The organism is Candidatus Mycoplasma mahonii (genome assembly GCF_030550815.1).
Taxonomy (GTDB): Bacteria; Bacillota_I; Bacilli_A; order Mycoplasmatales; family Metamycoplasmataceae; genus Mycoplasma_O; species Mycoplasma_O mahonii.
Genome location: NZ_CP114583.1, coordinates 249,381 through 262,024 on the forward strand (window position 1 = coordinate 249,381; position 12,644 = coordinate 262,024).

Below are 12,644 nucleotides of genomic sequence, written 5' to 3' on the forward strand. Positions count from 1 at the left end.
TTAGATCCAAAGTTGGATATTATATTATCAAGTTTGACGATGATGAAGTTTATAAATACTATTAAATCATTAAAAAATAAAAGATGATAATGAAGTAAATATTAGTTTTGATATTATTGACGATAAATTAGGTACAACATTTTTGAGTTTATTGATAAATATGGATATAGCTGAAATATTGAAATTCACACAAGAGCATTGGCTAAATCTGAAATATAAAATTAATAAGCAAACCAAATGTAGTGGCATTATTGCAAATGTTAAAAGCTATTTGAGGATCACCCATATCTGTCAAAAATAAATTATTTTAAAGATATGATGACTTAATTATTGTGCTCTTTTATTTCAATAATCATTTTTGATTTTCACCTTTCCCCTTGTTTTAATTTCATAATGCCAAGTTTATTTTCAACTTTAGCTTCAAATAAAACCTCATCACCCGTACCATATCAGGGTTCAATACAAACAAAATCTGCGTCTATTGGTTTCCATATTTGTAGATTATTGGCATCATGGGTAATGTTTATATCATAATCTTCATTTTTTAGAGTTATTCTATTTGTTGAAACATCCCTAAAAATAAGCGTATCAAATGACTCTCCAAAAGGAATCTTATTTATTTTTTGATTAACATTTATTTGTTCATTAGTTAATTTATTTGTAATTAAAAATGGATTATTTTTATCATCACTAATTAATTCTGCATTTACATCCGTTTTAAAAGCCGGGTGTAATCCAAAGTGAAAATAAGCTGTTTCAAAAGAAACATTGGCAAATTCTGTTTCAATCATTATGCTATTATCATGGATTGAAATAAATTGTTGAATATCAATTGTGAAAGGGTATATATCATTGGCCATATGCAGACCCGACATAGCTATTGAATCATTTTCCTTATAGAACTCTCACATAATATCTTTTCAAAAGCCATGCTTTGGAAGATCATAGTTTTTCCCATTTATTTGTCAAGCTTTTGAAATTCCTAAAACAGGTCAAATCATAGGAAAGGTTTTTTTTCATTTTATATTTGTGGTGTGAAGAATTTCTTTGCCTTTAAAAAGAATTGATGATATTTCACCTTTTGTCTCATTTGTTTGGACTATTATTTTGCTATTTTCAATTTTCATATAAATATTTTAACTCATAAATGTTATTAATAAATTTAAATTAGCAAAGTATTGATGTGTTTGCTATAATTACAATATGACAAATAGACAAATGGAGTATTTAAGACTATCAATTGAGAGTTATATTGAAGATGGAGTACCAGTGGCATCTTCGAGATTAATTAATAAATATAAGTTGAAAATTTCCTCTGCAACAATTAGAAATGAGCTTCACACCCTGGAGAAAGATGGATTTTTAGAAAAAACTCACACATCTTCTGGCCGAACCCCCACAATTAAAGGTTATGAAAATTATGCCAAAAATGCTTCAAGCGATATTGATAGAAAAATGAAAGAAAAACTTACAGATATTTTTGCCAAAAGAAGAATATCCATTGATGCAACACTAGATGAGGCAGCAAGCGCTATCTCAGAAATGGCTAGTCTAACATTAGTGACTTCTACTTCCGAGACGGAAGAACTTTTAAAGTCTATTCAATTGACGCCCTTATCAGATACAAAGGCAACAGTTGTGATAGTTACATCAACCGGACGAGTAGAATCAAAATTATTATCATTAGACTCTAAAGTTGATGTCCAAGATGTTAGAATAGCTATTAGGCTTTTTAAAGAAAGGTTGATTAACACAAGATTAAGAGATCTTTCATCCAAAATTGAATTATTGGCACCCATTCTTTCAAAAACGGTAAAAAATTTCGAAGCCCTCATTCAAACGTTTATCAAAAATGTTTTTGATTTTCATACCAAAATATTTAATAAGGTTTATGGTAACGGTAACCTTATTACATCTGAAGGTGTTAAACGAGAGGATATCGCAAAACTAATTAACACAATGGAACATAAATCAGTTTGATCTTCCATTGAAGGGAAGATGGACGAAGATGAAAATATTAAGATTGACATAAGATCCAATAACACATCTATCATTTCAAAGAAAATAGAGCGTGATGGCATTTCAAAAGAAATATCTATTATTGGCTCAAACAGAATGAATTATAGTGATGCAAAACAAGCCATTAAAGCTTTAACATATATTTTAAATGGAGGTAAAGATGACTAATAAAAAAGAACACACAGCAAACAAAACAAAAGATCCTAAAGAAAAAAAGATTCCCGTTAAAGAAGTATCCAAGAAAAAAAATGTGAATTACAAAAAAGAAAACAATAAATTGAGTGACCAAATAAATCTTCTTGAAAAACAATTGGAGTCTTCAAGAGTTCAAAATCAAATTGATATTCTATCCTTTCAGGAAAAGGCAAAAGGATTTCAAAGCAAAGCCCAGGAAGAGATAAATAAAGTTCGTGATAAACTTGAGAAAAAGGCAGAAAGTTATCAAAAAGAGTTCAAGAAATTTGCTTCGCAAAAACTTTTTGAATCCATTATTGGACCATTAACTAACATTGAAATTGCGATTAATGTCGGAAAATCACAAGGTGCTGATGTTTCAGCATATGTTATGGGATTTGATATGTTATTGAACCAACTATTCTCGGAGCTTGAAGTTTTTGGTCTTAAAAAGATTAAACCAAAAGCCGGCGATGAATTTTCACCAAAACTTCATCAAGCAATTGCTGTGGAAAAAGGTGTTCATAACAAAATTTTAAAAGTTAACAAGAATGGATTCCAACTTCATGATCGTGTTATAAGTCCAGCTATTGTCATAATTGGCAAATAATTAAGAAAATATTTTTATTTGTTGATTTATTTCATAATTATATTTCCTAATAGCCTTATAAATAAAGCTTTAATTTAAATATATATATATATTTAAAAAATTAGCACTTTATTGGGTAGACTGCTAATTTTATGTTATACTTTAGTTATGTAGGAGATAAAGGAGGCTATAATGGCTAAAGAAAAAATATTAGGAATAGATCTAGGGACAACTAATTCAGTTGTTGCTATTATTGAAAACAAAAAACCGATTGTATTAGAAAATGAAAACGGAAAAAGAACAACTCCATCAGTTGTTTCATTTAAAAATGACGAGATTATTGTTGGAGAAGTTGCCAAAAGACAAGTTGAAACAAATCCCAATACAATTTCCTCAATCAAAAGATTGATGGGTACAAATAAGACCGTAAAAGCAAATGGGAAAGAATATAAACCAGAGGAAATTTCAGCAATGATTCTGACTCATTTAAAAGAGTATGCAGAAAAGAAAATTGGAGAGAAGATAACAAAAGCAGTTATTACTGTTCCAGCTTACTTTAATAATGCTGAACGTGAAGCGACAAAAAACGCTGGAAAAATTGCTGGACTTACTGTTGAACGTATCATCAACGAACCAACAGCCGCTGCATTAGCATTTGGAATTGATAAGACAGATAAAGAGCAAAAAGTTCTTGTATTTGATCTTGGTGGAGGAACATTTGATGTATCAACTTTAGAATTAGCAGATGGAACATTTGATGTATTATCAACATCTGGTGATAATAAGTTAGGTGGAGATGATTGAGATCATAAAATAGTTGATTGATTAATCAAACAAATTAATGCAAAACATTCTTTTGATCCATCTGATGATAAAATGGCGATGCAACGACTAAAAGATGCTGCTGAAAAAGCCAAAATCGAATTATCAGGTCAAAAAACTACAACCATTACACTTCCCTTTTTGGCTATGACAGATAATGGTCCATTAAATGTTGAAGAAGAATTAACAAGAGCTGAATTTGAAAAAATTACTCATGAATTAGTTGAAAGAACAAGAAAACCGATTGAAGACGCACTTAAAGAAGCTAAAATAACTGCTAATGATTTACATGAAGTTCTTTTAGTTGGCGGTTCAACTAGAATGCCTGCTGTACAGGCAGTAGTAAAAGAATTAACAACAACGAAACCAAATAGATCAATTAACCCTGATGAAGTAGTAGCACTGGGCGCTGCTGTTCAAGGCGGAGTATTAGCTGGAGATATTGATGATATTTTATTGTTAGATGTTACACCATTATCATTAGGTATTGAAACAATGGGTGGAGTAGCAACACATATAATTCCAAGAAATACAACTATTCCAGTTTCAAAATCACAAATATTCTCTACTGCAGCAGATAATCAACCAGAAGTTACTGTCAATGTTGTTCAAGGTGAAAGACCTATGGCATCAGATAATAAAAACTTAGGAAGATTTAGTCTTGGTGGTATTGAATCAGCTCCTAGAGGCGTTCCTCAAATAGAAGTTACTTTCTCTATTGACGCCAATGGTATTACTAAGGTAAATGCCAAGGACAAGAAAACAGATAAAGAAACATCTATTACTATCGAAAATGCATCATCATTAACAGAAGATGAAATTAATCAAATGATTAAAGATGCTGAAAAAAATAAAGATGCTGATGCTAAAAGAAAAGATGCTGTTGAAACAGATGTTAGAGCAGAATCGCTCATTAACCAATTAGAAAAAAGCCTTAAAGATCAAGAAGGCAAAATTGATAAAAAGCAAAAGGAACAAACAGAAAAACAAATCAAGAAATTAAAAGATTTAAAAGAAGCAAAGAAAACTGCAGAACTTAAAATGAAGTTAGATGAGATTGAAAAAGCTGCACAAGCATTTGCTCAACAAGTAGCACAACAAAAGAGAGATTCGGAAAAACCAAAACCAAAAGAAAAAGGTAAACCCGGTGAAGAAACTGTTGAAGCAGAAGTTAACGAGAAATAATCCATAAGGGTTATTTTCTTTTATAATAAGTATATGATTACTTCAATGGCAAATCCAAAAATAAAACAATATCAAAAGTTACTTAAGAAAAAATATCGTCGAGAATACAAACTTTTCATAGTTGAGGGATTCAACATGCTCGAAGAAGCACAAAAAAATGCTAAAGTAATCGATGTTATAACTACAAATGAAAAAATAAATGGAACATTAGTTGCCCCATTTATCTTTGAAAAATTAACAGATTCTGTTTCCCCTCAGCCAGTTATTGGAATTGTGAAGATGCCTAAGCATAACCCACTTGGTAAAAGAGTGCTTGTGTTAAACAATGTTCAAGATCCTGGAAATGTTGGAACATTAATTAGGAGTGCAAAAGCTTTTGGTTTTACTGATGTAATTGTACAAGGAGTAGATGTTTATTCTCCTAAAACATTAAGATCTTCTCAAGGAGCTATTTTTGGTATTAATGTTATTCAAACAAGGGATGTTGTTCCGTTTTTAAGTGATTACCAAGTTATTGGAGCAATGCTAGATAAAGATGCTCAAATATATGATGACATTAAATTACAAAGTAAATTTATTTTGATTCTTGGTAATGAAAGTCAAGGGGTTGAAAAAAAAATCCAAAAATTCTTAACTGATAAAGTTTATATTCCGATTGATTTTGAATCTCTAAATGTTGCTTCTGCTGGAGCAATACTACTAAATCAATACAAAAAAAGTAACTAATGGGACACTGTTGTATTATCTTTTATATGCTTTTGTACTCTTCTAATTTTTCGTAATTCTTTTCTAAATTCTGGATCTTTAAGAAATTTATTTATAAATTCTCCTACACCGCCTTGTTTGTTTGTCTTTGTTGTGGCATATGTAGCAATTTCTTTAATATCTTCAGATGAGTTTGCCATGGCAACTGAATATTCTGTTGATTCAAACATAGGAACATCATTGTATCCATCACCAATTGAAATAGTATTATGAATACTAATTCCATAGTAACGAGCCATCAATGAAATAGCTTTTGCTTTTGTAACTCCTAAGTTTGTCATATCAAATACGGGCGTTAATCCTTCGCCTTTAGACCAAGAAGAAAATTCTACTAAATCTCCATATTTTCTTTGTAAATAATCTTTTAATTTGAGAATATTAACACCTTTTTTGGTGTCAAACACTACACCAGTTGGTCTAAGTGGTAGTCTGTGGACATCTAAACCTATTTTAAGTTTAACAGCTTTATCATATCCAAAAACTCTTTCTAAACTCTTATCTCTTTTATCAAGCATCACCCATCCCGGGCCTTCAATGGCTGTATTTGTCATAACATTTTTAATTTCTTTGTCTCCTAGGATATACATAACATCATTAAGGTTCATGTATGAAGTAACCGGAATAAAATCATAGTCAGTAGGATTATGAATGTGTGCACCATTGTAATTTGCAATAATAGTATTAAATCCTAATTTCTCATACGCTTTTTTACTTGACCTTCATGGTCTACCTGTTGCAATACAAACTATGTGACCCTCTTTTTTTGCTTTATTGATTGCTTCAATTGTGTCCTTATGAATTTTTGATGTACTCGAGTCTGCTAAGACAGTTCCATCTAGATCTATAACAAATAAATATTTTTTCATTTTTACTCCTTGTTTATTAATTATATTGTCTTTTAAATATTTTGTTATTTTATTAAAAATAATTTATCAAGTTTTTTATAATTATTTTTTAGTATAATTTTCATAACAGTTTTTAATATTGGGTTCCCTGTTAATTTAACCTGTATAAAGGAGAAATATGACACCACATATTCAAGCAAAAAAAGGCGAAATAGCCAAAACAGTTCTTATGCCTGGAGATCCATTAAGAGCAAAATACATTGCCAAGACATTCTTAACGGATGTTAAAAAAGTTAACGAAGTTAGAAATATGTTTATGTACACTGGAAAATATAATGGCAAAGAAATAACTGTTGCTGGCTCTGGAATGGGTCAACCATCAATCGGGATTTATTCATATGAATTATTTAAATTCTATGATGTAGATAATATTATTAGAATTGGTTCTGCTGGAGCATACACAGACGAATTAAAATTATATGATACTATTTTAGTGACATCTTCTTATTCAGATTCAACAGCTTTTTCAAAATTAGTATTGTTGGAAGAAAAGCATGTTGAAATGCCTTCTGAAGAGTTAAATGAAAAAATTAAGGCAATAGCAGCTAAATTAAATATTAAATTAATTGAGGGAAGAGTTCATTCTTCAGATGTATTTTATAACTCAAAACCGCTTGAAGACATAATTAGAGAAACTGGAGCTATTTGTGTTGAAATGGAATCAGCAGCATTATTTACAAATGCAAAAAAACTAAATAAAAATGCAGCATGCTTATTAACTATTTCAGACAATCTGATAACAAAAAAAGAAACAACAACAGAAGAAAGACAGACAGCATTTAAAGACATGATGAAAATTGCATTAAAGCTAGCATAAGTTGTTTTTTTCTTTATAATATATAAGTATGAAAAATAATAGTTGAGCAAACACATTATTCGCAATGGTATTTCTTGCTGTTCCTTTTATAATATTAAGATTTTTTGTGTTTCAACTTGTTACATTTAGTGAATATAAGTGAGTCGCTTTGTGTGCTAGTCTATTTATTATTTATTCACTTGGGTTGACATTTTTAGTTGTGGTATTTAAAATACTCCATATTAATTCATTGCTGTTTAATATTCCGATATCAATTGTATTTGTATTATTATTATTTACATATGACTTAGAATTATATATTGTCTTGCCTTTATCTGTTATGGCGATATTAACTTCTATTCCGACAAATATTTATGTAACAAAATTTAAAGAGAGCAGGAAATATTAACATGGATCTAAAAAAATATATAAGAAATTTTCATGACTTTCCAATCAAGGGTGTTTTATTTAGGGATATATCACCATTACTAGCTGATGGGGAAGCACTTTCGGAAACAGTGGATTTAATTGCAAATCACTGTGCCGATGCTGATGTGATAGTCGGCCCAGATGCAAGAGGTTTTATTTTTGGAACTCCTGTTGCTGCACGTTTGCATAAACCATTTGTTATGGCTAGAAAGCCAAATAAACTGCCAGGTGAAGTTATTAAACAAACATATGATTTAGAATATGGATCAAATACACTAGAAATTCAAAAAGGAATGATTAAGCATGGACAAAAAGTCGTCATTGTTGATGACCTTATGGCAACAGGCGGGACTACAAAGGCATTAGTTGATTTGTTAAGGAAAATGGGTGCAGAAGTTATTAGAATTATTGTGCTTATAGAATTAGTTGATCTTAAAGGAAAAGATAAATTAGATGGAGTTGAATTCAAGACAATTTTAAAATATTAGAAAAAAGAACTGTTACTAATTTTTAGTGAGTTTTGCTATATTCCACAATTTTTGGGCAAATAATAATGTTGCATATTTATATACCCAATTTGTACAAAACTTGGTAGGTAAAAGAATTAAGATCAACTGAAATATAATTCAACACAAAACAATGAAGGAAGTAAATAAATATATTTTATCTTTAATGATGATGAATTAAACATTAACCATGAAACTTGAGAAGTTTGATTTACAAAAATCCAAAATGAAAATATGGGCAAGATGAAAAATTTCTTGATTCATATCAGAGATGTTTCAGGGATCAACTTACAAATGCAATTGAAGGTGTTCAAGCAACACAAATTGCCAAAACAATGAAACACGGGAGAGCATTTTCTAAAGAGGTTGGACATAAGGTGATTATGCTAAATGTTGCAAGATATAATCAATGAGAAATAACGACTGATCTGGAAGAGGGAGGAGTTAACTTTTCTGAAATATATGAACCTCATTCTGATATTGTGTTACATACAAGGGAACTGAAGCCATCTTATAAAATTCCTACTGCAGAAACGGGCTCAGTGGGTATTGCAAGTATATTGAAAAACCTTGTTTATTAGTTCAAGATAGTCATTAAAATGTTAAAATAAATTTATCATTATTTGATAAAAACTTTTTGAATTAAACTTATTTAGAGGATTAAGCATAATTTCTCTAAAATGTTTAAAAGCAAAAATTTCTACTAAATAATTCTGTGCACGTTGAGATAATTATCAACTGAGTAAATATTAAATAGTATATAATTATTTAGCAATTACACATATCGCGGGATGGAGCAGTTCGGTAGCTCGTCGGGCTCATAACCCGAAGGTCGTCAGTTCAAATCTGGCTCCCGCAACCAATGGGTCCAGTAGTGAAGCGGTTAACACGCCTCCCTGTCACGGAGGAGATCGCGGGTTCAATTCCCGTCTGGACCGCCATGGCTCTGTAGCTCAGTCGGTAGAGCAACGGATTGAAGCTCCGTGTGTCGCTGGTTCGATTCCTGCCTGAGCCACCATATCATCTAAGATGACTATTAAATTAACACACGAAGCATAAATGCCCTCAGGGTATTTTTTATTGTGATTTTATTTCCATAATATCATGAAGATAGTAAAATTATATGAATTGCAGACAACGCCCTTATAACATTAAGAATATAATATTCATTACTAGGAGCTAAAAATGATAAATAAAATAATTCACTATATATGGGTCGGAGACACGCCGATGAATGAGACAGTTAAAGGATATGTTGCACAATGAAAAAAAGTTTTAGGATCAGAATGGAAATTTATGTTTTGAAATGAACAGAACTTAGATATTGATAAGTATCCTTTTACTAAATATCATTATCAAAGAAAGAATTGAGCATTTATTTCTGACTACATGCGAGTCTATGTTGTAAACAAACATGGTGGTTTTTACCTTGATGTTGATGTTGAACTTAAAAAAACACTTAATCCTTATGTAAAATATGATGGTGTTTTTTCGCGTTTGCTTGCAATCAACTTAACTGCATCTACTTTTGGAGGCAAGGCCAACGACCCAATTTTTAAAAGGTATTTGGAAATATATGAAAATGAATGAATCATAAAAAATCAACCAAAAATTATTTCAGCGGATATTCTTGCTTTTGTACTTAGAGAAAAAATGGCGTGACCTGATAATTGAGATACATTTATTAAGAACAACTATATCATTTTGGATGAAAAATTTTTGCAAGTTGATATTGATGCAGAAAGTGTTGCTATTCATAAACACCACATGAATTGAAAAAATAAAAATGCTTATCCTAAATCATCAAAATTTTATTATTATAAACAAAGTAGTTATCGGGATCCTGAAGTTAAAAATAAAATGATTAAATATGTTTCTGATAGAAGAAAATATATAACCCAGTTAATAATAGAAAAAAAAGAAAAACCATATTAACAAATATGGTTTCAAAATATTTATAATCAAAATAAAATTTTAAAGCTAACGATCTTCATATCCAACTATAATATAATTATGAACAAAGGTATATTTATAGATTTAGATGGAACATTATTAAATAAAAACAACAAAATCTCAAAGAGAAACTTTAATGCTATTCAAAAAGTAATCAATAAAGGCTATCGAGTTTATCTAACAACTGGTAAGTCATTTGAAATAACAACTGTCTATCACAAGGAGCTTAACCTAAAGACCCCTATAATTGCCTCACAAGGACAAGTTATCATTAATCCTAGTCCTTACAAGGCTTATCGTATTATGACGCTTGATTACGGCTATTTTAAGAAGATCTTAAAAAATAAAGATTTAGCACCATTAATTAAAAATTGAACTATTGAAACTATCTCCAAATTATGGGTTTATATGAAAAAGAATAATGAATCATTAAGATTGATTGATAACAATGATAAAATAATTCAGGAGTATGACCAATCACATGATGAACAAGAGTTACTTCATTCAGCTATTTTTGGTGCATACATAGATGTGGCATTTTTAGAAGAAGATGATAAATTAATGCTTGTTAAAAAATTAGCTATGAAATACAAATCAAAAGATTTTCAGTATTGATATACTGAACATGATTTTACAACCATTACTGTTAAACCCAAAATATGTAACAAATGGGAAGCTATTAAAGAAATTAAGGCAATTGATAAATTGGATTATGTCATAACATTTGGAAATGGATGATCAGATAGAGATATGCTTATTAATGCCGATCTTGGTATTGCTATGATTAACTCCTCAACCAAAGTAAAAACATTTGCTAAAAATGTAACGGAATTTAACAATGATGATGATGGTGTTGCTGTTGAATTGGAAAAATTGTAAATTGTTTTATAATTTTTTTGAAAAACTTTTCCTATTTTAATACATATAGATATAGGAGGGAAAATGAATTTAGAAATAATTAAAAATATTCCATTTGCAGAAAAAAAGTTTTTAGTATCAGAAGCATGTCTAATGTTTAGAAAATTACAAGAATCTTCAAAAGTAATTTTGGACAAAAGTTTAACAATGAAACTTAGTGATTCTGTCAAATTGAATAGTTTGGAAAACATCAAATCAATATCAATATTTGAAACGATATTTTCTTTATTAGAACCAGAGCAATCTCAATTAATAAAGAATGATTTTATAAATAAAAATGACAAATTTTGATATCTTGAATATTTTTCAACAACAGCTTATTACAAACTTAAACACAAATCCATAAATATGTTTTTGTTTTTACTTTATGCTTAATTACTCAAACGAAATAGTAATTGAAGAGAAAATGAATAATACTGCTAAAGGTATTTTTCATTCCCCATCGCTCAATAGATGAAATAATGCTCATGACCCATTGAGTCATGGAAAGATTAAAATTGTGAGGAACCTTAATGCAGATTCTTTTAATATTGAATACGAAAAGTTTGGAGTCGGCTATGATAATTTTTACCCATTTGCAAATATGGGTCTTAATAAATCAGGACAAGAGTCATTTGACCTAAGAGAGATTGGTAGAAACCCATCGAATGGCCCTTATATCAAAGTCCATAGGACGGTATTTAATAATCCTAAATTGTATGATGTTGGAACAATGACACTGGGATTCAACATCGGAGGAACGCTAGTTGACCCACAAAATAACTTTATCTTATCAAGATATATTTTTAATCCTCAATTTTTGGAAGTGCCAAAACATATTAATTCAACATTTGACAAGATCATCCATTTTAAAACAATTAAAACAATTATTTTGCAAAAACACAATAAATATAAATACACAAAATCAAATAATTTTAATCCTATCGATGTTGACGATGTTGATGTAAGTTATACATATAATCACACTTATCTTGTGCCGACAGAATTAAATAGGATGAGTACCAACACAACCCCATTTCTTATTTATATGTCCAATGATGAAGATATTGAAACTACACATGATCAACTAATTAAGGCAGAGGAAATTACCTCAACTGGGTTGGGTAAATCAAGTATGAGAACTATTTTTTCATATGGTGGAAATGATAGTATTATGCCTGCAAATGGCAAGAGAGCTAATCTGATTGGTAAAACAACGATCATTGATAAAAGTTATTATGACTATGAAATAGGTAAAACAATTGTTGGAAATGAGCAAAATGCTTTATATGGTGAACAAGTTCCATTTTCATTTAGGGGTAATTACACAAGAAATTTGAAAATAAATTTAAATTGCACGTTCAAAGGATTGACAATTAGCTTGTCAAAGACAATTGATCAACCTATATTAGATCCAAGTGACGGAATGGTGAAATTACAGGTTGAAGAAACAGTAAAAGATGATCAAAAGCTATTTATATTAAAACAAAATGGAATAGATGCCATCAGAAACAACAACCTGACATTAGAAGGAATTGCAAGGATATCTTATTATGATGCATAAATTTATAAAGATTTCGATATGAGTGATTCTAACACTTTTA

13 protein-coding genes and 3 tRNA genes are annotated in these 12,644 nt (G+C 29.9%); 14 read left to right on the forward strand and 2 right to left on the reverse strand.

All coding sequences use genetic code 4. From position 1 onward, the window contains the following. Window positions 1-323 precede the first annotated feature (323 nt). A complete protein-coding gene (locus tag O3I44_RS01175; protein WP_303717370.1) occupies window positions 324-1,127 on the reverse strand; it encodes an aldose epimerase family protein in 804 nt (267 codons plus the stop codon). A 76-nt stretch (window positions 1,128-1,203) separates the two neighbouring features. Here O3I44_RS01175 and hrcA point away from each other — a divergent pair, with 76 nt between their 5' ends. From hrcA to O3I44_RS01195, 4 genes are all read left to right on the forward strand, one after another. Beyond that, window positions 1,204-2,187, forward strand: coding sequence for a heat-inducible transcriptional repressor HrcA (gene hrcA / locus O3I44_RS01180; protein ID WP_303717371.1), 984 nt, complete (start codon window positions 1,204-1,206; stop codon window positions 2,185-2,187). Then, window positions 2,180-2,803, forward strand: coding sequence for a nucleotide exchange factor GrpE (gene grpE / locus O3I44_RS01185; RefSeq protein WP_303717372.1), 624 nt, complete (start codon window positions 2,180-2,182; stop codon window positions 2,801-2,803). Before hrcA ends, grpE begins: the two co-directional genes overlap by 8 nt. Window positions 2,804-2,974: 171 nt before the next feature. After that, window positions 2,975-4,789, forward strand: coding sequence for a molecular chaperone DnaK (dnaK, locus tag O3I44_RS01190; protein WP_303717373.1), 1,815 nt, complete (start codon window positions 2,975-2,977; stop codon window positions 4,787-4,789). 33 nt (window positions 4,790-4,822) lie between these two features. Next, window positions 4,823-5,515 (forward strand): TrmH family RNA methyltransferase, encoded by a 693-nt coding sequence (locus tag O3I44_RS01195; protein ID WP_303717374.1) that lies wholly within the window; start codon window positions 4,823-4,825, stop codon window positions 5,513-5,515. On the opposite strand, the gene O3I44_RS01200 is transcribed toward O3I44_RS01195, so the two are convergent. After that, window positions 5,512-6,420 carry a Cof-type HAD-IIB family hydrolase gene (locus tag O3I44_RS01200; protein WP_303717375.1) on the reverse strand — a complete coding sequence of 303 codons (909 nt, stop codon included), beginning with the start codon at window positions 6,418-6,420 and terminating at the stop codon, window positions 5,512-5,514. The two genes, O3I44_RS01195 and O3I44_RS01200, sit on opposite strands and share 4 nt — an antisense overlap. Window positions 6,421-6,577: 157 nt before the next feature. Here O3I44_RS01200 and deoD point away from each other — a divergent pair, with 157 nt between their 5' ends. The 10 genes from deoD to O3I44_RS01250 all read left to right on the forward strand — a co-directional run bounded on the left by deoD (window position 6,578) and on the right by O3I44_RS01250 (window position 12,604). Further along, window positions 6,578-7,276, forward strand: a complete 699-nt coding sequence (gene deoD / locus O3I44_RS01205) for a purine-nucleoside phosphorylase (RefSeq protein WP_303717376.1) — start codon at window positions 6,578-6,580, stop codon at window positions 7,274-7,276. Window positions 7,277-7,665: 389 nt separating this feature from the next. Further along, window positions 7,666-8,172: an adenine phosphoribosyltransferase gene (locus O3I44_RS01210; protein WP_303717377.1), complete on the forward strand. Its 507-nt coding sequence runs from the start codon at window positions 7,666-7,668 to the stop codon at window positions 8,170-8,172. A 224-nt stretch (window positions 8,173-8,396) separates the two neighbouring features. After that, window positions 8,397-8,771, forward strand: a complete 375-nt coding sequence (locus O3I44_RS01215; RefSeq protein ID WP_303717378.1) for a hypothetical protein — start codon at window positions 8,397-8,399, stop codon at window positions 8,769-8,771. A gap of 204 nt (window positions 8,772-8,975) precedes the next feature. Then, window positions 8,976-9,052, forward strand: a tRNA-Met gene (locus tag O3I44_RS01220). Between the two features lie 3 nt (window positions 9,053-9,055). Next, window positions 9,056-9,131 (forward strand) — tRNA-Asp (locus O3I44_RS01225). Window position 9,132: 1 nt separating this feature from the next. Then, window positions 9,133-9,208 (forward strand) — tRNA-Phe (locus tag O3I44_RS01230). A 167-nt stretch (window positions 9,209-9,375) separates the two neighbouring features. After that, on the forward strand, window positions 9,376-10,125 hold the full coding sequence (locus tag O3I44_RS01235) for a glycosyltransferase family 32 protein (protein WP_303717379.1): 750 nt from the start codon (window positions 9,376-9,378) through the stop codon (window positions 10,123-10,125). A 78-nt stretch (window positions 10,126-10,203) separates the two neighbouring features. Beyond that, entirely contained in the window at window positions 10,204-11,022 is an 819-nt protein-coding gene (locus O3I44_RS01240; RefSeq protein WP_303717380.1) for an HAD-IIB family hydrolase, read from the forward strand. Between the two features lie 63 nt (window positions 11,023-11,085). Beyond that, window positions 11,086-11,436, forward strand: a complete 351-nt coding sequence (locus tag O3I44_RS01245) for an MG284/MPN403 family protein (RefSeq protein ID WP_303717381.1) — start codon at window positions 11,086-11,088, stop codon at window positions 11,434-11,436. Window positions 11,437-11,467: 31 nt separating this feature from the next. Further along, a complete protein-coding gene (locus tag O3I44_RS01250; protein WP_303717382.1) occupies window positions 11,468-12,604 on the forward strand; it encodes an MHO_1580 family protein in 1,137 nt (378 codons plus the stop codon). Window positions 12,605-12,644 lie beyond the last annotated feature (40 nt).